The following is a 23086-nucleotide window of genomic DNA, read 5'->3' as shown; positions in this document are numbered from 1 at the left end:
AAAAGCGATTTAAAGAGTCATCCCTAAAAAAACAGAAGATGAAAATAAATATATATGCGATCTTAACTTTCTGCCTATGTATCCTCAATATTAACCTGGCCCTAGCACAGGGTCAAACGATTGAAGGAACGGTTAGAGATAAAGATGGAATTATGGTAGGCGTAACCATAAAGGAGCGGGGATTCGCCAATACGGTAGTTACCAATAGCGACGGTAAATACAGGATAACATTGAAGGGCAAAACAGGAATTCTGGATGTGAAGTTTGTAGGCTATCTGGCCAAAGAAATTGTAATTGGCGAGCGTAAAGTAATAAATATTGAGCTTGTACCCGAAAATAATGACTTAGAAGAAGTGGTGGTGCTGGCCTTTGGCAAGCAAAAGAAGGTAACAACTACGGGCTCATTAAGTACCATTTCGGGTGAGCAGATCAGGCAAAACCCTTCTGCCAGTTTGCAGAACACCCTGGTAGGTAAACTTCCTGGTTTTTCATCACAACAACGCTCCGGAAGACCGGGGGCGGATGGAGCCGAATTCTTTATCCGGGGGGTAAGTTCCTACAATTCGGGATCCAATGCACCATTAATTATGGTTGATGATATTGAATATACTTACGAGCAGTTTTCGCTCATAGATGCTAACGAAATAGAAAGTTTAAGTATCCTGAAAGATGCTTCAACAACTGCAATATTTGGGGTAAAGGGAGCCAACGGGGTGGTTATTGTTACCACCAGGAGAGGTAAACTGGGCCGGCCGCAGATTTCTGTGCGTAACGAATTTAGCGTCATGCAGCCAACCATGATGCCCGAATTTTTGGATTCTTACGAATCAGCACTCCTTTATAACCAGGCGCGTGTTAACGATGGATTGACCCCTCGGTTTACACCAAATGACCTTCAGAAGTACCAGGACGGATCTGATCCATACGGGCATCCGAATAATAATTGGAAAGAGATCTTATTTAAAGACTTTAGTAAGCAAATTAAGGGTAATTTTGATATCTCCGGAGGAACAGAAAAGGTAAAATACTTCATTTCTACGGGTTATTTGTCGCAAGATGGTATTTTAAATGAATATGGTAATGAAACTAATGGCGTAAATTCTAATTTCTTTTATAACCGCTACAACTATCGCTCAAATTTAGATGTTAAGGCTACTAAAACACTCGATTTAAGGATAGATTTATATGGTAACATTGGGATAACCAATAGGAATAACATCGCCAGTGCATTTGGTTACAATGATATTTTTTATGATTATGTAAGTTTTTACTCCTTGGCTCCATGGAACTATCCCATTTATAATCCGGATGGAAGTTATGGCTACAGTACCTGGCAAAGGGATGAAAATCCCAACTACAACCAGAATAACATGGTTGGCCGGATTGCCCATTATGGTTATAACAGAACCTTTGATAATAACATGAACTTTGTTGGAAGTGGGAATCAGAAACTTGATTTCATCACCGAGGGATTGTCGTTAAAGGGGGTTGTTTCTTATGCCAGTGAGCATTCCTATACGCGGAGCATGACCAGAGATCAGTTTCCATCCTTTATTTATGATCCCAATACCAACACCTATGCGCCGAGGGATGCCAATATTTACCGGGTGAGAAGGTATTTTATTGGTTATGCGCCAGGAAGTACAGTAAGAAAGCTCAATACACAGTTGTTTTTAAATTACGACAGGAACTTTGCTAAACATCACGTTTATGGACTTGCCTTGATGAACAGGAATACCGTTTTGAAATACAATTCTAATAATGTGTACAACTTTATACCTGCCAATTTCAGGGGTTATTCTGGTAGGGTTGGATATGATTTCGATGACAAGTATTTATTTCAGTTTAATGCGGCATACAACGGATCGGATCGTTTCGGTGATAAAAAATATGGCTTTTTTCCTGCGGTTTCTGCTGGTTGGAACATTTCCTCCGAGAAATTCATGAAAGATAACCTGAAGTTTATCAATTTTCTGAAACTGAGGGGATCGTATGGTGTAGTGGGTAACGATAAACTGGGTGATAATTACGCTTATTACTACTTGCAAAATTACTACCAGGGCGGAAACGCCAATTTCGGATCTGGCAGCAATAATTACAATGGCTTTTATGAAGGAACTTTGGGCAACAACGAAGTATCCTGGGAAAAAGAGAAAAAACTTGATGTGGCCTTAGAATTCGGTCTCTTTGATAATAAGATTTCCGGTACCATAGATGTTTTCAGGAATGAGCGATATGACATCATGACCACCCGGGGCACGGTATCATCTGTATTCGGGGTTGGTTTACCGCCGGTTAACTTAGGAAGGGTGAGAAATCAGGGTGGAGAGTTGGAGCTGACCTACCGGGACCGCTTTGGTGAGTTCGGACTTTCCGTTTCGGGAAACGTTTCTATCGCGAAAAACAAAATTCTATTTCAGGACGAGCCTACTGCGGCCTATCCTTACCAGCAGGCTACAGGGAATGCCATCGGTTCATCATTGTTATATAAATGGATAGGTTATTATACTTCTGCCGCCGATATTGCCAGCAGCCCTGTTCCAACTGTTACTCCGCGTGTGGGCGATTTAAAATACGAAGACTTAAATGGCGATGGTAAAATTAACTCGTATGATATGGCTTACATTGGCCTGCCGAATCTGCCTAATACTTATTATGGCTTAAATCTGGGTTTCAATTACCGGAACTTTTCACTCACGGTTTCTTTGCAGGGTGCGTTAAATTATAATATCCGCGCGGTAGCAGAGGCTGTACAGGCTTTTAGCTCGAACTTTATGTCTATTCACCAAAATTCATGGAACCCGGAACTGGGCGATGCGGCACAATATCCACTCCTGTCATTCAACCCTGGTATTAGCAGCCCTTCGGCCTTTCCATCAACATTCTGGTCGGTAAAAGGAAACTACCTGAGATTGAAAAATGCTGAATTTGGTTATACCCTTCCACAGAAATTTTTGAACAAAATAAAAGTTCAGAGCATCAGGACCTATGTAAATGGTTACAACCTCCTTACCTGGTCCAATCTCTCTTCGAGGTATCAGTTTGATCCAGAGGCCAATACCGGGAGGGATCGTATTGAATATCCACCACAGCGCATGTTCAATTTTGGGATTAATGTTACTTTTTAAGGCTTGTAATATGAAAAAGATACTTTATATATTATTGTCCGTAGTGGCAATAAGCTCCTGCAAAAAATCAGGAAGTTTTTTAGATAATCAAACCAGTGGTGAAACGGAGGAAACGGTTTTTACAGATAGTATAAAAACGGTTGGTTTTCTATCCAATATTTACAACGGAGTAGCTTACAGCTTTACCAAGGGCCGTTTTAGCAGTCATGGAAACACAGAGATGGCTACAGATGATGCAGAATATGCTTATTCTGGGGTAACGCAAAATGCGGTAATCATGTATAATGGGACGATTTCACCCAATAATTTCTTTTCAACTGGTGCCGTTCCCGATTTTTGGTCTACCCCTTATGCTAATATCCGTAAGGTGAACCTGATGATGGCTAAAATAGGCAATTCGCCACTTGCTGCCGCTACAAAGAGCAGAATGATTGCTGAAGGTAGGTTCTTAAGGGCCTGGTATTATCATTTTTTGGTGATCAATTTTGGAGGTGTTCCTTTAGTTGGCGATAATGTTTATGGCATTACCGATGTAATTAACCTGCCCCGCGCCAGTTTTGCCGAAACCATTAATTATATCAGCGCCGAATTAGATGCTGCAGCCAATGTGTTGCCGGTGAACTATCCTGAGCAAGACTATGGGCGTGCGACTAAGGGTGCCTGCCTGGCGTTAAAATCAAGGGTGCTCTTATATGCTGCAAGCCCGCTTTTTAACGGAGGTTCTATTGCTACAGGGAATTTAGCCAGCACGGTTAGTTATCCTGCATACAGCGTAACCCACTGGCAAAAGGCTGCCGATGCTGCAGCAGCGGTAATTAATGCTGGTTATTATAACCTTCTTGAAGATAATACCACCGCTGCGGGATATGGTTTTTACAATGTTTTCCTTGTGAGATATCCAAATACTGAGTATATTTTTTCTTATAACAGGGCTCCAAACCGCGATTTTGAAGGCTACTATAATCCTCCATCCAGAGGTGGAGCGAAAAATTCCCAGCCAACAGAACAACTGGCAAGGGCTTTCTTAATGAACGATGGGAAATCTACCTATGAGGCTGGAACCTCTTTTAACCCGGCCAACCCTTATGTTAATCGCGACCCCCGCTTTTATTATTCCATTATTCACAATGGCTCCAGGTATTATTCTACTACGGCAAATGGGCAGGCTGTAGTTAATACTTTCCTTAATGCAGCAACTGATGGTTATACCGCTGCCGGTACCGGGCCAACAACCACCGGATATTACAGCAGGAAAATGTGCGATGTAAACATATCGGCAAACAGCTCTTTTAATTCGGAGCGGGGCTGGCCTTTAATGCGTTACGCAGAAATTATCCTCAACTATGCCGAAGCACTCAATGAACTTGGAAGTACAGAACTGGCAGTAAATGAAATTGTGAAAATCAGAAAAAGAGCAGGCATCATTGCCGGCGCAAATGGAAGATACGGCATAGCTGCCGGTATTAATCAGGTAGATATGCGCAGTTTAATTCAGAATGAAAGGAGAATTGAATTAATGAATGAAGACCACCGCTGGAATGATATCAGAAGATGGAAAATTGCAGAAGCTGTAAATAACGGTTATAACAAGGCCATGAAAATTACGCAAAGCGGAAGTACATTTACCTATGAAGTGGTTAATACCATTCGCCTTCACGTATTTAGACCCTTTAATTATTTGATGCCCATCCCTCAGGTAGAGATTAATAAAATGCCGGCAATGGTTCAAAATCCGGGATACTAAAAGATAAAATCTTTATGGTTAGTTAGTAGTGCCAGGCAATCTTTATCGGTTGTCTGGTTTTTTTTTGCTTCAGTCCGGAAGTCAGAGGTCCGGAAGTTGGGGGTAAGCGCTCAGTCTTGATACTTTATACTGGCTACTCGATACTTTTTGCTACAGTCCGGAGGTCGGAGGTCCGAAAGTCAGAAGTTTAAGCGCTCAGTCTTGCTACTTTATACTGGCTACTCGATACTTTTTGCTACAGTCCGGAGGTCGGAGGTCCGAAAGTCAGAAGTTTAAGCGCTCAGTCTTGATACTTTATACTGGCTACTTGATACTTTTTGCTACAGTCCGAAAGTCAGAGGTCCGAAAGTCAGAAGTTTAAGCGCTCAGTCTTGATACTTTATACTAGCTACTTGATACTTTTTGCTACAGTCCGAAAGTCAGAGGTCCGGAAGTTGGGGGTAAGCGCTCAGTCTTGATACTTTATACTTGTTACTTGATACTGTTTTTCAGTACTTAGTCCTTAGTCGTTAGTACATAGTCTGGAAGTATACTTTGGATTTCGATCTTGATACTTTATACTCGCTTCTTGTTACTTTATACTAGCTACTCGATACTTTATACTCGCTACTTGATACTTTACACTAATTAATACTAATTTTGCCAACCTTAATCCCTAAATAATGAAGAAAGATAAAAGTTGCGATCATAAAAGTTGTTTCATGTGTCAAACTGTTCTGAAGGAATGGTTGCCAGCTATTGATGGACATCGAAAAAACTTTATTGCGAAAAAGGGAGAGGTGATTATTAAAGAGGGCGACCCTGTTACCGGAGTTTATTTTGTAACGAGTGGTAATGTTAAGGTGCATAAAAAGTGGGGCGACAAGGAATTGATTTTGCGCTTTGCGAGGGGAGGAGCCATATTGGGACATAGAGGGATACAGAGTGAGCAGGCTGTTTATCCTATTTCGGCAACAGCTTTAGAGAATACGACACTTTGTTATGTAGATATCGATTTTTTCATGGCAACCATAAAGGTAAACCATGCATTTGCCTTCGAATTATTGCTGTTTTATGCAGATGAGTTGAATACCTCAGAAAGGAAAATGAGAAATTTAGCCTTAATGTCTGTAAAAAGCAGGTTGGCGGTAGCTTTGTTTAGCTTGAGGGCACAGTTTGGCGTAAACCAGGAAGATTGTATTGCAGTGGAGTTAAGCCGTCAGGATTTGGCAGCTTATACCGGGGCAACATATGAAACCGTATTCAGAACGATGAATGAGTTAGTGCAGGAAGGTTTAATCGTTTTGAAAGGCAAAGGAATCAGTATTATCAATGAAGATAAATTGCGAACCTTAACCGAAGAAGGTATATAAAAAAACGAAATGGGCGCGCTGGATGGACACGCCCATGTAAATCGTTACAGTTTGTAGCCTAGTCCCACACCTAGCTTCCAGGAACCGTTTTTAGTGCTCGTTTTAGTATTATAATAGAATGGTAATTGAAATGCAATGTGTTTGAAAGCGGTCGTTAAGCCAAATCCTAAATTAGGAGTAACCATCGAGTTTTTAGTTGCCCCTGCGGCAACCTGGTCTTCCTTAATTCTTAAGCTTGGTAATAAGCCAACCATCAGCATGTAAGGCTTTTTAGTTACTTTTAAGCCAGGGCCCGTACAGTTGATATAGGCGCCATGATCTACATATCCTGCGGCAACAATTCCTTCAAAAAGTACTACTTTGGTTTGAGTAGATGAAGTGGTTTGTGCGCTTGATTTTAAGTTGAAAAAATTAAATGTTAATGCAATAGCTAATGGAGTAAGGGTTTTAACTTTCATAATTTAGGTTGTTTATTTGGGGTTAAAGTTGGTTCATGCACTTAATCCAATGAAAACCGTCCCGTCTTCTACCTTTACGGGGTAGGTTTTGATGGCGCACTCATCTCCACTTAAACATTCTCCGGTGCTGAGTGAGAATGTTTTTTTATGAAAGGGGCAAGCTACTTTAGGTTCGTCAGTGCTTGATCCGATCATGCCCCGGCTTAATGCCATTTGCTTGCGATGCGGGCATTCATTTTGGGTAGCATACCACTCATTTCTACGGGTAAAATAAAATAAGGCAATCTGCTCTTCTCCATGTTTTACACATACTCCACCATTTTCTACTGCATCTTCCACACGGCACGCAGCTAGCCAGTTAATTGTTGTTTCCATGTTATTGTCAGTTCCGTTTAAGGTTGAGGTCTGATTTTCTAAACTGTTTTCCATTCTTCTGTACGTTTTTGGCCGCGCATGTCGACAAATTGAATTGTTGGATCTTTTTCTTCAGGTGCATTCACAAAGTGTGAGAATCTTTTTCTGATGGCTGGATTCTCGATAGCAGTTTTCCATTCGCACTGGTAAGCAGCTACTAAGCCTTCCATTTCAGCTTCCCATTTTGCGGCCATGCCTAAGCTATCGTTTACCACTACATTGCGGAGGTAATCTATGCCGCCATCCATTTTATTTAACCAGGTAGCAGTTCTTGTTAATGGATCTGCCGTGCGGATATAAAACATTAAAAAGCGGTCGATATACCGAATGCAGGTTGCACTGTCTAAATCGGTTGCCAGGAGGAGTGCATGCTGAGGCTTGCTACCACCATTACCGCATACATATAAGTTCCATCCCTTTTCTGTGGCAATGATGCCGAAATCTTTACTTTGTGCTTCTGCGCATTCGCGGATACACCCACTTACGGCCGATTTGATTTTGTGAGGTGCGCGTATCCCCCTGTATCTCTCTTCCACCTCGATGGCAAAACTTACACTGTCTTGCAATCCAAATCTGCACCATGTGCTTCCAACACAACTTTTAACGGTTCGTAGGGCTTTACCATAGGCATGACCACTTTCAAATCCGGCATTAATTAATTCTTCCCATATTTTAGGAAGATCGCTTAAGTGGGCACCAAATAAATCAATCCTTTGGCCTCCGGTAATTTTAGTGTAAAGACCATATTTTTGAGCAACCTCGCCAATTACGATTAATTTCTCTGGAGTAATCTCTCCTCCGGGTATTCTCGGAACAACGGAGTAAGATCCGCCTTTTTGGATATTGGCTAAGAAACGATCATTACTATCCTGAGCCGTATCATTACCTTTTTGAAGGATCATTTCATTCCATAAGCTGGCCAAAATAGAAGAAACCAATGGTTTACAAACCTCACATCCGTCTCCCTTGCCTAAGCTATCCAATACTTCATCATAACTCTTAATCTCATGGATATGAACAAGGTCATAGAGTTCCTGTCTGCTGTAGTTGAAATGCTCGCAAATTACGTTTCTTACATATTTTCCCTGAGCCTTCATGGTATAAAGCATTAAATCTTTAACCATTGGGATACAGCCTCCGCATCCTGTTCCGGCCTTGGTACATTTTTTAATCTGGTCTATATTTTCGCAATCCTGATCGGTAACAGCACTGCATATGCCGCCTTTTGTAATGCCTTCGCAGCTACAGATTAATGCCGAATCGGGTAAGTTTTCTAAACCTCCGGAAGCGGAACCTTCCGCACCACCACGTGAACCCAGGATAAGTTCCTCTGGATGTTCTGGTAATGGAATATTATTGGTAGCCGTTTGTAGCAACATATTATAGGCTGCAGCATCTCCAATGAGGATTCCGCCTAGCAGATATTTCCCATCGTTACTGATGTTGATTCTTTTGTAAATTCCTTTATGTTTATCTTCAAATACGATGGTTCTGCAATCTGGCTCATTAATAAAGTTGTCTCCAAAGCTGGCTACATCAACACCAATGAGTTTCAATTTGGTGCTCATATCAAAGCCATTGAAAGTTTTATTTCCATTTTCGGCCAGATGTGTGGCTACTACCTCAGCCATTTCATAGCCAGGTGCAATTAATCCGTAAATCATTCCATCGTATAAAGCACATTCACCAATGGCGAAAACTGAAGGATCATTGGTGAGCATTTTTTCGTTTACAACAATGCCACCACGAGGTCCAACTTCCAAACCGCATGCTTTTGCCAGCTCATCTCGGGGTTTAATCCCGGCTGAAATAACCAGCATGTCTACGGCAAGGTGAGAATCGTCACTGAATTTTAGTGCAGTAATGCTTTCTTCTCCCTCAATCAGGCTGGTATTTTTATTGAGTAATATTTTAAGGCCCAGGTCTGTCAGTTTAGATTTAAGCATGTCACTTCCTGCCGGATCAATTTGTCTCGGCATTAATCGTGAGGCAAATTCTATAATACTGGTTTCGGTTATGCCTAAATCAATCAGGGCTTTGGCAGCTTCCAGACCTAACAAACCACCGCCAATTACCGCTGCGGTTTGTGCCTTTTGAGCATAATTACTAATCAGATCTAAATCTTCTATAGTACGATAAACGAAAACGCCCTCTTTTTCTATACCTTCTATATGAGGTACAAATGCGGCAGAACCAGTGGCGAAAACCAGAAAGTCATAATCATAGCTTAACCCGTTTGGGGTGTAAACCTTTTTCTCTGTTCTGTTAATTGCTGTAACTGGTGTATTAAGATATAAGGTTATTTCTTGCTCATCATACCATGATTCGGTTGACAAGGAAAGGTCTTCAGCAGTTTTACCATTAAAGTATTCACTTAAATGAACACGATCGTAAGCTCTTCTAGGTTCTTCTCCAAAAACAATCAAATTAAATGATGAAGTCTTGGATTTTAGCTTTTCACAGAATTTGTATCCCACCATTCCGTTGCCAATGACTATTATTTGTTGTTTTTTCATAAAATTTAGGTTGTTTTTTAGTTTTTGGTCTGAATTTTCGGTTTATTTTGAATTTTATGTCTTTTTATTAGGTTTTTTCTTTCGTTTTTGAGTCTTTTATTTGTTGAAAGTGTTGTTTCTGTGATAATTGATATTCAAAAATAGAGTTATTTAAATTAAAAACAACATTATCTATGATTTTTATCATAAAATATTTAATTTTTTGAGAAATAATTACCACTTTTATGCCATGTTAATTTAAATCTTAATTAAAATGAGTAGAAAATTATCTCCTTTTGGTCTTTATGTGGTGGGTGCGGGTCCGGGAAACCCTGAATTGCTTACTTTGATGGCTTTTAAAGTGTTAAAAAAGGCTGATGTTATACTTTATGATAACTTAAGTAACGATGAATTGCTAAAAATTGCTCCAAAAACCTGTAAAATGGTATATGTTGGTAAGCAACCTTATAGAAATTGTACCCCACAAGAAAAAATAAACGACTTAATAGTTAAGTATACCAAAGCATATAGTACGGTTGTGCGCTTAAAGGGTGGCGATCCTTTTATTTTCGGCAGAGGCTTTGAAGAATTGCTTTTTGCAGAAGAACATGGCATCAGGGCGCAATACATTCCTGGAATCAGCAGTATGCAAGGTGCAGGTTTTGTAGATATTCCTTTAACACACCGTGGCATTAGTGAAAGCTTATGGGCAATTACCGGTACTAAGAGAGATGGCAGTTTATCTAACGATTTAAAGTGCGCGATGAAGAGTTCGGCGACAGTTGTAATCTATATGGGGATGAAGAAATTAGCCGAGATAGCCAATACCTATAATGAAGCCGGATTGGGACATATCCCTGCGGCCATTATACAGCAGGTAACCACGCCTCATCAAAAACATACAACCTGTGAAGTGAAAGATCTTCAGGAGGCGGCCTTTAAAGCTGGCTTAAGTAATCCCGCAATTATTATAATAGGAGACGTGGTTCAGGCCAGGGCATTTATTGCCAATAAACAATTTAATGAACATGCAATAGCAGTGTAATTATACAAAACAACTCGGTTAAGAATATATCGGCCAAAGTTATAGCTAACATGAGAGATATTAGTTTTAAAGCCTTTTCCCTTCTAACAGCCCAGGCGGCTGCTTATGTGCTTCGTGTTGCCGAAACAACAGACAAGATCGAGAACAATCTTTTGCCGAAAAGAAATTTCTTTGATGTGGCTAGAGCGGCAGCATTTCCGGGTACAAAAGCAACGCCTCAGCTTTTGCCGCATTGCCACCTGGTTTGTATTGATAGTATGGAGGTGCAATTCGGTTTTTTTAGTGCTGCTGATGATACTGTTCCAGAAAACCTTAAAGGTGAAACTGGAATTAGTATCTGGGCTGAGGGGAAATCAATCGTTAAAAAGCTGATGGTAGCTTTGATTGGGAGTTCAGATGGCGTAGCAGAATGTCTGTATGCTGTTTTACCAGCTAACAGTTTTTACCAGAAAAAAGATAAGGGGAGGGGGATATTGATATGCTGAGTTACAGGCAGGCACAAGAGGTGATTATGGCTCAAGCCAAATCCTTTGGGATAGAAAAAGTAAGGCTGGAAGCGAGTTTAGGAAGGGTTTTGGCGCATGGCGTATTTGCGCCCAGGGATTTGCCTCCTTTTAACAGGGCAGCAGTAGATGGTTATGCTATCCGCTTTGTAGATTTTGAACAAGGTATCAGGACTTTTGAACTCGAGGAAACGATTTTTGCTGGTGAAAGGGAGAAAAAAGCACTTTTGGCTGGTCAATGTTATAAAATAATGACTGGAGCAGCTGTTCCGGCATCGGCCAATACTGTTTTCAGGAGAGAAGATACCACTGAAATTAATAATCAGGTTATTTTAAATACTGAAAAGGGATTTGAGTGGCAAAACATTGCAGTTAAAGGTCAGGATTTGAAAAAAGGTGCCCTTGGAATCCCGGCCAGTTATCAAATTAATGCCTCGGCAATTGGCTTTCTGACTTCTTTGGGGCAAGCTGAAGTTTCGGTGCATAAACAACCCGAGGTAGCCATCATCACCACGGGAGATGAAATAAAGGCAGTTGGAGAACATGTTGATGCCTTTCAGATCTACAATAGTAATTTATCTGTTTTAAAAGCCTTGTTAGCTGAATATGATATCGAAGTATCCACAGCAGCGCATGTGTTAGACGATCAAGCGGAGCTTAAAAAGGCTATTGCTCAAAACCTGCATCAGGATATCCTGATTTTAACAGGAGGGGTTTCTGCGGGTGATGCCGATTATGTGCCCGAAATTTTAAAGGATTTAGGAGTGGAGATTTTGTTTCATCAAGTAGCCATTAAACCAGGAAAACCTATTCTGTGTGGTAAAATTAATGGTGGGGCTATGGTTTTTGCCTTACCGGGAAATCCATTTTCCTGTTTGGTAACCTTCAAAATTTTTGTAGATACCTACCTAAGAACCTGCTTAAGCCTGGCGCCCAGCCCCGTATTCAAACTACCAGCAGATTTTAACAGAAAAAAAAGAACAGGCTTTGACGAGTTTTTTCCAGTGTCGATAAAAGGACCACAGCCAACACTGGAACTTACAGCCCTCAATGGCTCTGGAGATATAAGATTAGGAACATTTTCAAATGCATTGGCCATACAAGCTGCCAATCAGATGGAGATTGCAAAGGGAGAAGAGATTTATTACTTACCAATTAACTGATTGTACCAATTAAATTTATTTCGTTATGACCTCAAACAAACTAGAACCACTTGAAAAACTAAACGTATTCTCTTTTAAGGGTACCCAAATGCGTACCTTCCACATTACCTGGCTTACCTTTTTTGTGTGTTTCTTTGGCTGGTTTGGCTTGGCCCCACTCATGCCCAGTATCCGTGCTGATTTAGGGTTAAGCAAATCGCAAGTTGGAAATACAATTATTGCAGCCGTTTCGGCAACCATTTTTGCCAGGTTAATTATTGGAAAGCTGTGCGATACTTTTGGGCCCAGAAAAACTTACACCGGATTATTGCTGGTAGGGGCTGTACCGGTAATGTTAGTTGGTTTGGCAGAATCTTACACAACTTTTTTATTGTTCAGGTTAGCAATAGGTGTAATTGGTGCCTCATTTGTGATTACCCAATTTCATACTTCTATGATGTTCGGCCCTAAAATAAAGGGAACAGCTAATGCAGTTGCCGGAGGATGGGGAAATTTAGGTGGTGGAATTACCAATATGCTGATGCCGGTAATCTTCTCTGTAATTGTAGGTTTTGGCTATACTAACGCACAAGCCTGGCGCTATGCGATGGTATTTCCAGGGGTATTATTACTGGTAATGGCCTGGTTATATTTTCGATATACTAAAGATACGCCTGCAGGTAACTTCGATGAAATAGACAGGGCGAAGAAAACTTCTTCTAAAACAGACTGGAGCCTTTTGGCCGACTGGAGAATATGGTCGCTAGCCCTGGCTTATGCAGTTTGCTTTGGTATGGAAATTACTTTCGATGGTATTGCAGCACTGCACTTTACAGATACATTCAGCCTTTCTCAATCTTCTGCCGGGTTTTTAGCCGGGATCTTCGGGTTCATGAATCTTTTTGCCAGGGCATTAGGCGGAATTGCGGCCGATAAGGTGAGTCAGAAATATGGCATGAGGGGAAAAGGCTTGCTATTGGCAGGCTTGCTGATTTTCGAAGGTATTGGGATTATCCTTTTCGCTTATTCAGGTTCATTAACGATGGCCATTGTTTCGATGTTGGGTTTTGCATTATTCTTGAAAATGGCCAATGGAACTACTTATGCCATTACACCATTTATTAATGAAAAAAATGCGGGTATGGTGAGTGGAATTGTAGGTGCTGGCGGTAATGTTGGCGGTATGCTTTTTGGATTTTTATTCAAATCTGAATCGATTACTTATGTTGAAGCTTTCCAATATATCGGGTATGTAGTAATTGCCGTTGCTGCACTGGTATTAATCACCCGTTTTACAACGAAGGGTTCTACCGAGGATGAAGAGGTGTTAGATACCCCTCTTGTGGCTCAATCTTAATCAAAAGATCAAATCGCTAATCAATTTTCCCCAAGCCTAACTCATGTCTACGAATAGAAAAGAAACGTACTCCTCTACCTGCTGCTACTGCGGTACGGGATGTGGTATATTGGTTAGTAAAGATAAAAAAGGAGTAGTAAGCCTGGAAGGTGATGCAGATCATCCTGTGAATAAAGGAATGCTTTGTAGCAAGGGAATGAATTTGCATCATACTGCTAATGATACTTCAGACCGGTTACTGTATCCTCAAATGCGTTTTAACAAAAATATGCCCCTCCAAAGGGTAAACTGGGATACCGCATTAGAAAGAACAGCTGCTGTATTTAAGACTTTTATTGATAAATATGGTCCTGATTCTGTGGCATTTTACATGTCGGGTCAGTGTTTAACGGAAGAGTATTATGTAGTTAATAAGCTAATGAAAGGCTTTATTGGGAGCAACAATATCGATACTAATTCCCGGCTCTGCATGAGTAGTGCGGTAGTGGGCTATAAAATGGCGCTTGGGGAAGATAGCGTACCCATTTGCTATGACGATATCGAATTGGCCGATTGTTTTATGGTTACGGGAGCCAATCCAGCCTGGTGCCATCCCATTATCTGGAGAAGGGTAGAGGCACATAAATCGGCGAATCCGAATGTGAAAATTATTGTAATTGATCCCCGTAAAACGGATACCTGTAGTATTGCAGATTTACATTTACAACTTAACCCGGGAACTGATATTACGCTAAACAATGCGATTGGAAGAATACTGATTGAGCAGGGGAACATTGATTACGCTTTTGTAGCGCACCATACCGAAGGATACGAGCGTTACAAACAATCTGTTTTTGAACGCAGTGTGCAAGAAGCGGCAGAGATTTGTGGTGTACCTGCTAAGGATATTGAACTTGCTGCAGCATATATTGCCGCATCAAAGGGTTTTTTAACCATGTGGACCATGGGATTGAACCAAAGTGCAGTTGGAGTTAATAAAAATTTAAGTCTGATTAATCTTAACCTGATTACCGGACATATTGGGAAACCAGGCTCAGGGCCATTTTCATTAACCGGACAACCCAATGCTATGGGGGGTAGAGAGGTAGGTGGTTTATCTAACCTTTTACCTGCCCACCGCGTATTGAATAATCCGGAACACCGGGCAGAGGTTGAAAAATTTTGGGGAGGTGGAAGTATTTCGGCACAACCCGGTCTTACCGCTACAGAAATGTTCGAAGCTTTGGAAAGCGGGAAATTAAAGGCCATCTGGATTATGTGTACCAATCCTTTGGTGAGCTTACCAGATGTAAGAAAGGCCGAAAAAGCATTAAGAAAAGCCAAATATGTGGTGGTTCAAGACATCAGCAACAAACCCGAAACTTTAGCTTATGCTGATGTTATTCTGCCGGCTGCTACCTGGCTGGAGAAAGAGGGCACCATGACTAATTCTGAAAGAAGGATCAGCCACCTTTCTAAAGTAATTGATGCACCGGGTGAAGCGCTTCCCGATCGGGAAATTATTTGTCGCTTTGCACAAAAAATGGGGTATCAGGGTTTTGATTATAAAGATGATCAAGCAGTTTATAAAGAACATGCGGCCCTGACCGCAGGAACCAATATTGATGTTTCTGGGGTAGATTACGAGGTTTTAAAAACTCAAAAAACGGTGCAATGGCCTTATCCAAAAGTTGCGGGATCGGGAGAAACCAAGAGGTTATTTACCGATAAACAATTCTATACCCCATCTTCAAAAGCTATTCTTCATCCTGTTGCCGACCAAAATACCAGTGAAGGCACAGATGATGATTTTCCTTTCGTACTCACTACCGGCCGGATCAGAGATCAATGGCATACCATGAGCAAAACCGGGAAAGTGAATAAATTAAACAGGCACATTCCTAAAGCGATGCTTGAAATCCATCCGGATGATGCTTTTTTACTGGGCATTAAAGAGGATGACGTGGTAGAAGTTAGATCGAGGAGGGGAGATGTACGGTTAAAAGCTAAATTGAGTGATGGTATAAAGCCTGGCGTGGTATTCTTGCCCATGCATTGGGGTAAATTGTTAAATAATGATTTGAACCGTGCAAATAATCTGACTAATAGTTTGTTAGATCCGATTTCTAAGGAGCCCGATTTTAAATATTGTGCAGTAAGCGTTCAGAAATTTATTAAGCCTAAACAAAAGATTGTGATTGTTGGTGCCGGTGCCGGTGCTTGTGGTTTCGTGAAATCTTATCGTGAACTTAATCGCAATGACGAAATTACCATTTTTAGCAAGGAGAATTTGCCTTTTTACAATCGTGTAATGCTTCCGGATTATATATCGGGTACGCAACAATGGAATCAGCTGGTAAAAATGCATGAGGAAGAGGAAGCCGATTATCAGATTGAGATGAAGAAGGGGATTTCCGTAACCCATATCAATCGGGAGCATAAAACAGTAACAGATACCGAAGGTAAGATTACACCATATGATTTACTGATCCTGGCAACAGGAAGCAGATCTGCATTTCCCAAAAATATTTATCCCCTTCCCGGGATCTTTACCATGAGAAGCAGACCGGATGCGGATAATTTTAAAACTTTCTTATCTCCGGGTGCGCATGTGGTCATTGTTGGAGGTGGCTTGCTGGGCCTCGAACTGGCGGCATCGCTTTGCGAAGGGGATACCAGGGTAACTGTAATTCATCGCTCTTCTCGTTTTTTAGACAGACAGCTGGATGTTTTAGGAAGCCAGATGTTGCATGATGAGATGATAGACCAGGGTTGCGATATTTTTTACAACGACGAAGTGCAACTGGTAAATGGGCAGGATAAGGTAACAGGATTGCGTTTAAAAAGTGGGAGAACCCTAAATTGTGATGCGATTGTTTTCGCCATTGGTACAGTGCCTAATATTGAATTGGGTAGAGAATGTCAGTTGGATTTTAAATCGGGCATTATTGTTAATGAAAAGCTGCAAACCAGCGATCCGGATATTTACGCAATAGGAGAAATTGCGGAATTTGAAGGCCGCTTATTTGGTATTACAGCTGCTGCAGAGCAACAGGCTGATGTTTTGGCGCATTACCTTAACGGAGACATTGCCAGCTACTATCAAGGTACTTTACTGATGAATATTATTAAGGTACATGGATTCGATTTGTGTAGCATGGGATTATCCGAGCGGCCAAATACAACTGATTATGAAGAGATCGTTTTTATAGATCAGGCCAAGCGATATTATAAAAAGTGTATTATTCACAACGATAGATTGGTGGGTGCCATTTTAATTGGCGATAAAAATGAATTTTTGGAATTTAAGGAGCTAATAGCCAACCGTACAGAATTGAGTGAAAAACGTCTTCAATTATTAAGAAGCGGAAAGGCTGCAGTACCCGTAATAGGTAAGTTGGTATGTAGTTGCAACAATGTAGGTGAGGGAAATATCAAACAAGAGATTGCAAAGGGATGTAGCAGCCTTAAAGAGATTTGCAGTTTAACAGGAGCCGGAACTGGCTGCGGTTCTTGCAAGCCGGAAGTGCAGCGTTTGTTATCACAAGAAATAAATGAATTGGAGGTAGCAGGATGAACAAGCAGAAAAATATTGTAAAGATTAATTTATCGGGTGGAATTGTATCTACCGGAGATTTGTTGAGTATTGTTAAGGCCGCAGAATCTGCACAGGCGAAGGACATTAAACTAGGAACGCGCCAGCAATTGTATTTAACCGTTGCCGACCCAAAACTGGAAGAGTTTACGCAGGAGCTTCAGGAAGCTAGGATCAATTTTGAGGTTAATTTTGATGAACATCCCAATATTGTAAGTTCTTATGTGACCGACGAATTGTTTAACAGATCTAATTGGTTAACAGAGGGTGTGTATGCCGATGTGTTGGATGCTTTTGCCTATCAACCCGCACTGAAAGTTAATATTATTGACAGCACTCAAAATTTAGTGCCTTTTTTTACAGGAAACATTAACTTTATTTCAAGTCCCACTGCCAATTACTGGTACTTATTTATTCGTTTTCCTAAAATGACAGAAAGTGAGCATTGGGGAAGCTTGGTTTATTCTGCCGATATTCCGGCCATGGCCAAGGCTATTGAGACGGTTATTTTGGAGGATGAAAAGACTTTTTACAGTAAAACAACTGCCAGTGTAAGTCTTTTAAGAGCGCGGGTTCAGGAGAATTATCAGTTTTTTCATCAGCCTGTTATTGAGGAATTGCAATTGCCAAAATTTACCATTCCCTATTATGAAGGGTTAAATAAATATGGACAAAAGTTTTGGTTAGGCGTTTACAGAAGGGATGAGGTATTTCCGCTGGCATTTTTGAAGGATGTTTGTGCCATTTGTTTAAAAACAAAGATAGGTAAGATTTATACCACACCCTGGAAATCTATGCTCATTAAGGGGATTGATGCCGATGATCAAAAATACTGGAGTTATGTATTGGGTAAAAATCACATCAATGTTCGCCATGCCTCAAATGAATTGAACTGGCAGGTAGAAGATCTTTCAGCCGATGGCCTGGTGATTAAGCGTTATCTGGTTAGGCGTTTTGATAGCATGGATTTAAAAACGCATGGACTTTGTTTTGCCATTAAAACGCAGCCTAAAAGCGGATTGTTTGGATCTGTAGTGATTAAGCGACTAATCAATTATACCAAAACGGCTAAAAAGGCAACAGATCGATTTGATATTCTGTATACCCCAGACTTTAACCCCAACTCTAAAAATTATATCGTTTACAAACGGAAACTTGCGTTAACCGTTTTAGATCAGCACCTTTCTGATTTAAGCAATATTTATTACGATCAGCTTGGCTTAAATAACTTGATCGGTACGGAGCTAAAAGCAGAAGAATCTGCACAAGAATCGGCAACGACTACCACTTACTGGGTGCAACAATGTCAGAAATGCTTTACGGTTTACGACGAGCAATATGGCGAGCAGGAAAATGGGATTATGCCCGGTGTTCCTTTTGATGCGCTACCAGCAACTTATACCTGCCCGGTTTGTGATGCAGGAAAAGGAGATTTTTTAACCATTAATTTTCAAACTTTAGCTACCTTGGCTTGAGTCTAGGCAAAAGCTCCAAGTGCGTTGATGCTTGTGTAAGTATGTAGTATTTAGTCGTTAGTAATTAGATATGATGTCTTTAAGGCTAAAGGTTTAAGGTCTTGATACTAGATATTTAATACTTGCTACTTAATACTCGATACTAACTACTTGCTACTCGATACTAATTACCTGATACTAAAAAAATGAAACCACTAATAACCATAGAATATTGTCCGAAATGTGGTTGGTTGTTGCGTTCGGCATATATGGCGCAAGAGTTATTGACTACTTTTTCGGAGGAAGTTAAAGGGGTTACCCTTATGCCAAGTGAGACGGGAGGAACCTTCATTATTTCAATTAATGGGAAATCTGTATTTGACAGAAAGGAAATGCAACGGTTTCCGGAGATTAAAGAGTTGAAAAAACTGGTTCGTGATATCGTGAGCCCGGAAATGGATTTAGGTCATACCGATCATAAGTGATGGAAATATCGGGACTCATACTTTGTGGTGGAGAGAGTAAGCGGATGGGCAATGATAAGGGCCTGTTGCTGAAACAGGAGGAGCCCTGGGTAAAACTCCTGGCCAACCTGTTCAGGGGTATGGGCTTAAACTATCATTTGAGTATTAAAGCAACTCAGATGGAGGCTTACAGCAAGTTTTTTAATCCTGATTTATTTATTGTTGATGCCGTTGAGGTACCGGGCCCATTACGGGGAATATTCTCTGCACATCTGGCTTTTCCGGAAACCAACTGGCTTATTTTAGCCTGCGATATGATTGAGATGACTGAAGAGGCCATGCAAAACATCCTTAAAGTAGCAGCCAATCATCCTGATTACGATTATTGGATTTACAAGAATGAGATTTTCTATGAACCTTTTTGTGGGATTTACTCCGCCCGGGGATTGAAAAAATTAATTCAACAGTACCGGGAGGGAAGCCTCGAACGATTTAGTATGCAAAGCGTATTTAAGCAGGCTGCTGTTTTCCCATTTCCGGTAGGTAGCTATGCTGCTGCATTTAAAAATTTGAATCAGATTTAGTTGTTTGACTGGGGACAGCAACCAGTAGGAGCATGGTTCGTGTGTCACGAACCATGGAGTTGAACTAAATGCTGTCCTGAGCCTGTCGAAGACCTTCTTAATAAGTCGAAAACTAAAATGGATTACCCTTCGACAGGCTCAGGATTGACAATCCATTTTAGTTTTCTCCTTAAGTTAATAGCATTGCTGGGGACAGCAACCATTAGGGAAATTAGCAGAAAACATTTTATTTTCAGTTGATTTAGCTTAACTTTAAAAGATTACTCTTATTGCGCCTAATTCAATTTCCTCTATAGCATCCCAAGTGAGGTAAGTCCACATCATGTCCACCTGAAGTCCACGTTTTCCTGTTAAAAGGTGGACATGCCCTGCTTTTCCGTTGTACTTATATAGGTTAGTGTATGGGTTTAATACCTTTATACGTGCTTGAACATGTGGATGGATCGGGGATAGCCCAGTCCAATCCCGCGGATTGTGAGCCACCGAGTCGGAAATAGGGTAATATCCACCATGGTTCGTGTGTCACGAACCATGGTGACCGAAATCAAACTCGCAGGAAATTGATCAGTTTTCGTTCAGCGGCAAACTAAAATAAAACGTAGAGCCTTTTTCTGGTTCACTTTCTACCCAAATTTTACCATTGTGCCTTTGGATAATTTCTGAGGAGAGATAAAGGCCAATCCCAAAGCCCGAAATCGTATGATTACTTTCTACTCTATAATACCGCTGAAAAAGGTTTTTCATATCTTCATTGCTTATACCAATACCATGATCTTTAATACTCACCTGAGCATAATCGTCAATAATTTCACAGCTAATTTCTACCGCTGTACCATTTTCAGAATATTTAAAGGCATTGCTGATTAAGTTACTCACTACACTGCCAATTTTTTCGCGATCTGCGTTTACAGAAATCTCGCAGGCGGGTTTCAGTATCACCTGATGAGTGGAAGGTGATATATAACTATCCTCTACAATCTCGCTGATTAATTCATCTAATCTGAAAACACTTTTGCTAATCTGTAACTTGCTCGATTCCAGCCTGGAAACGTTCAGGAAGCCATTGATCATAGAAGTCATTTTCTTAATCTGAATATTGGCTTTAGCTAAGGCATGACTAAAGTATTCATCCTTTGATTTGTTGGCACGGTGCTGAAGAACCTGAACATAACCATACAAAGCGGTGAGGGGAGTCTTTAACTCATGGCTTACCATGCCAATGAAATCATTTTTTCTAATTTCATCCAGCTTACGTTCTGTAATATCCATAAGCAAACCTGAATATTCTAAAGGCTTACCATTTCCGTCAGTAAATACCCTTCCTGTAGCTTTAACCCACTTTGTTTTACCTGTTTTTAAATTAGTAACGGGATATTCGGTATCGTTGCTACCGTGACTGGTCAATGCATTATCTAAAGCATTGAGTAACATTTCATGATAGTTGGGATCAACAGCTCTCATGATGTCATCAATCTCTACTTCTGTATCTTCGTGAAAGCCTAACATATTTTTCACGAAAGCAGACAAACTCACGCTTTTAGTTTCAGGATCTATACTCCAGGTACCCATTTTCCCTGTTTCAATGGCTAGCATTAACTTTTCCTCACTATCAGTAAGTTTATTGAGTGAATGAATCAGTTGCTTTTGCGTTTTCCCCAGTTCTTCATTGGTTAACGAAAGTTCTTCATTTGAAGACATTAACTCTTCATTGGTGGTTGCTAATTCTTCGTTGAGCGCCTGAAGATCTTCTTCTTGTTTTTTTAGGATAGTAATATCGGTGCAGGAGCTGATATACCCTGCGAATGTTCCATCTGCATGAAATCTGGGTGGGCCCACAGCAAGAAGCCAATTGTAATGGCCATTAACAGTTAAGATCCTAAACTCACCTGTAAAAGTTGTTCGTTTTTTAAAAGCATCCAGATAAATTTGTACGTATCTTTCTTTATCATCAGGATGGATCAGGTCTACCCAGCCAAACTCCAATAAATCTTCCATCCGTCTGCCTGTGAGCATGGTCCATGCTTTATTAAAATAAATGGCATTTCCATTTTCATCGCCAACAGCAATTAAAATATCCGTGCCCTCTGCCATGGTTTTAAACCTACCTTCACTTTCAGAAAGTTGCTTTACGCGTTCGCTTACCTTATATTCTAACTCTGAGTTCCATCGTGATAGTATTTCCTGAGTATTCTGAAGTTCTTCATTGGTTGCACTCAGTTCTTCATTGGTAGCTGCGAGCTCTTCATTTAATGCCTGTTCGCGTTCCAGGGCTTCCTGTTTTTCATTTGATAATCTTTCGGCCTCTTGTTTCAGAAACCGATCCGTAACATCAATTGCAGTATGTAGGATACAAATCACCTCACCTTCCGCATTCTTAATTGCTCTATATTCAAAATCGAAGTAGAAGGTTTTGAGTATACCCTCAATTTCTAATGTAGCAGCTGTATCTGTCCCCTTTATGATTAGCCCTTCATTCCAAACTCTTTTGAACATATCGATAAAAGGTTGTCCTCTGAGTTCGGGTAACGCTTGTTCTAATGATTTACCAATTACGCTTTTATCTTTTCCCCAAATCTGAAGCATAGAATCGTTTGCAAATTGAATAATGGCATCTTCCGATACATGAATGGCTGTAGCAGTAGGCGTAACTTGGATTACTTGCAGTAGCGATTCATTATTCAAAAAGTAGGGACTTGAATTCATAGAAACAGGGGGTGAATTTTGAAATTATAATTACTAAGAACAAAGCTACATCTGATAAGTTTTTGTGTTCAGCTTTCTTTTTAGAAATATAGGCATTAGTACGTGCTTATTTGACTCTAGATTACTCCTTTCGCGAATATAAGCAGCGCTATAAGTTTTCAATGTGATGTTTGGAAAGCAAGTACGCTAACTTGAAGTTGCGTGGAGGAATGCTTGATTACTGTTTTAGTTTGACCAGTAATGACAAAATGGAGCTGAAAACTATATATTGAGTGCTGAAAGCTGATGATCTTTTTATCGAATATTGTGCAATTTGGATAGTAAAAGTGTGCAGAAAAGTCAATTTTTACTTTAGCTCTTAATTTTAAGCATCAGATACTGCTTGATGGCTTTATTTGCGAAAATCTAGCTTATGATTAAAAAAATACCATCGATTATTTTAACGGCGGGTAATTTGCCAGATCCGTATTGGAGGTAAACTATATTGGTGTAATTGTAATGGGATAAAATGATTGGTGGGTTAGAAAGGGTTAAAATGAAGAACGGGGAACTAACCTCACGGCTGGTCCCCCGAATCTAAATTAACGCTCCTTAAACGAATATATAACTATGGCTAATGTTATGCAAATGCCTGCTTTGCTGGTTTTAAAATAAGCCCTGGCTGAACAA

15 protein-coding genes are annotated in these 23086 nt (G+C 40.5%); 11 read left to right on the top strand and 4 right to left on the bottom strand.

Annotated elements, in window-relative coordinates:
- Positions 1 to 38 precede the first annotated feature (38 nt).
- The 3 genes from BMX11_RS06480 to BMX11_RS06470 all read left to right on the top strand — a co-directional run bounded on the left by BMX11_RS06480 (position 39) and on the right by BMX11_RS06470 (position 6224).
- Complete coding sequence (locus tag BMX11_RS06480) at positions 39 to 3128, top strand: SusC/RagA family TonB-linked outer membrane protein (protein WP_090882651.1); 3090 nt, start codon at positions 39 to 41, stop codon at positions 3126 to 3128.
- A gap of 10 nt (positions 3129 to 3138) precedes the next feature.
- Entirely contained in the window at positions 3139 to 4872 is a 1734-nt protein-coding gene (locus BMX11_RS06475; protein ID WP_175474489.1) for a RagB/SusD family nutrient uptake outer membrane protein, read from the top strand.
- Between the two features lie 662 nt (positions 4873 to 5534).
- Complete coding sequence (locus BMX11_RS06470; RefSeq protein ID WP_090882647.1) at positions 5535 to 6224, top strand: Crp/Fnr family transcriptional regulator; 690 nt, start codon at positions 5535 to 5537, stop codon at positions 6222 to 6224.
- A 44-nt stretch (positions 6225 to 6268) separates the two neighbouring features.
- Here BMX11_RS06470 and BMX11_RS06465 read toward each other — a convergent pair whose 3' ends face one another.
- The 3 genes from BMX11_RS06465 to nirB are packed head-to-tail and all read right to left on the bottom strand — an operon-like array spanning position 6269 to position 9612.
- Positions 6269 to 6682: a DUF3187 family protein gene (locus BMX11_RS06465; protein ID WP_245738593.1), complete on the bottom strand. Its 414-nt coding sequence runs from the start codon at positions 6680 to 6682 to the stop codon at positions 6269 to 6271.
- 33 nt (positions 6683 to 6715) lie between these two features.
- Positions 6716 to 7111: a nitrite reductase small subunit NirD gene (gene nirD, locus BMX11_RS06460; RefSeq protein WP_245738592.1), complete on the bottom strand. Its 396-nt coding sequence runs from the start codon at positions 7109 to 7111 to the stop codon at positions 6716 to 6718.
- A complete protein-coding gene (nirB, locus tag BMX11_RS06455; RefSeq protein WP_090882645.1) occupies positions 7096 to 9612 on the bottom strand; it encodes a nitrite reductase large subunit NirB in 2517 nt (838 codons plus the stop codon). Before nirB ends, nirD begins: the two co-directional genes overlap by 16 nt.
- Positions 9613 to 9865: 253 nt before the next feature.
- Between nirB and cobA the strand changes: the two genes are divergently transcribed.
- The 8 genes from cobA to mobA all read left to right on the top strand — a co-directional run bounded on the left by cobA (position 9866) and on the right by mobA (position 19714).
- On the top strand, positions 9866 to 10636 hold the full coding sequence (gene cobA / locus BMX11_RS06450) for a uroporphyrinogen-III C-methyltransferase (RefSeq protein ID WP_090882643.1): 771 nt from the start codon (positions 9866 to 9868) through the stop codon (positions 10634 to 10636).
- Positions 10637 to 10686: 50 nt separating this feature from the next.
- A complete protein-coding gene (locus BMX11_RS06445; protein ID WP_090882641.1) occupies positions 10687 to 11121 on the top strand; it encodes a cyclic pyranopterin monophosphate synthase MoaC in 435 nt (144 codons plus the stop codon).
- On the top strand, positions 11115 to 12302 hold the full coding sequence (locus BMX11_RS06440; protein ID WP_090882639.1) for a molybdopterin molybdotransferase MoeA: 1188 nt from the start codon (positions 11115 to 11117) through the stop codon (positions 12300 to 12302). The genes BMX11_RS06445 and BMX11_RS06440 overlap by 7 nt, the downstream gene beginning before the upstream one ends.
- Before the next feature lie 25 nt (positions 12303 to 12327).
- Positions 12328 to 13638, top strand: coding sequence for an MFS transporter (locus BMX11_RS06435; protein ID WP_090882637.1), 1311 nt, complete (start codon positions 12328 to 12330; stop codon positions 13636 to 13638).
- Positions 13639 to 13681: 43 nt separating this feature from the next.
- Positions 13682 to 17194: a nitrate reductase gene (locus BMX11_RS06430; RefSeq protein WP_090882635.1), complete on the top strand. Its 3513-nt coding sequence runs from the start codon at positions 13682 to 13684 to the stop codon at positions 17192 to 17194.
- Positions 17191 to 18687, top strand: a complete 1497-nt coding sequence (locus tag BMX11_RS06425; RefSeq protein WP_090882633.1) for a rubredoxin — start codon at positions 17191 to 17193, stop codon at positions 18685 to 18687. The genes BMX11_RS06430 and BMX11_RS06425 overlap by 4 nt, the downstream gene beginning before the upstream one ends.
- Positions 18688 to 18872: 185 nt before the next feature.
- The gene (locus tag BMX11_RS06420) at positions 18873 to 19151 is read left to right on the top strand and encodes an Rdx family protein (protein ID WP_090882631.1); all 279 of its coding nucleotides are present in this window, start codon (positions 18873 to 18875) and stop codon (positions 19149 to 19151) included.
- Complete coding sequence (gene mobA, locus BMX11_RS06415) at positions 19151 to 19714, top strand: molybdenum cofactor guanylyltransferase (protein WP_090882629.1); 564 nt, start codon at positions 19151 to 19153, stop codon at positions 19712 to 19714. The genes BMX11_RS06420 and mobA overlap by 1 nt, the downstream gene beginning before the upstream one ends.
- Positions 19715 to 20278: 564 nt before the next feature.
- On the opposite strand, the gene BMX11_RS06410 is transcribed toward mobA, so the two are convergent.
- Entirely contained in the window at positions 20279 to 22417 is a 2139-nt protein-coding gene (locus BMX11_RS06410; RefSeq protein WP_090882627.1) for a PAS domain S-box protein, read from the bottom strand.
- Between the last annotated feature and the right edge of the window lie 669 nt (positions 22418 to 23086).

This window comes from Pedobacter rhizosphaerae (assembly GCF_900111155.1).
GTDB classification, from domain to species: domain Bacteria; phylum Bacteroidota; class Bacteroidia; order Sphingobacteriales; family Sphingobacteriaceae; genus Pedobacter; species Pedobacter rhizosphaerae.
Note: the sequence above shows the minus strand (reverse complement) of the source record. Positions and strands in the feature narration are given on the sequence as shown.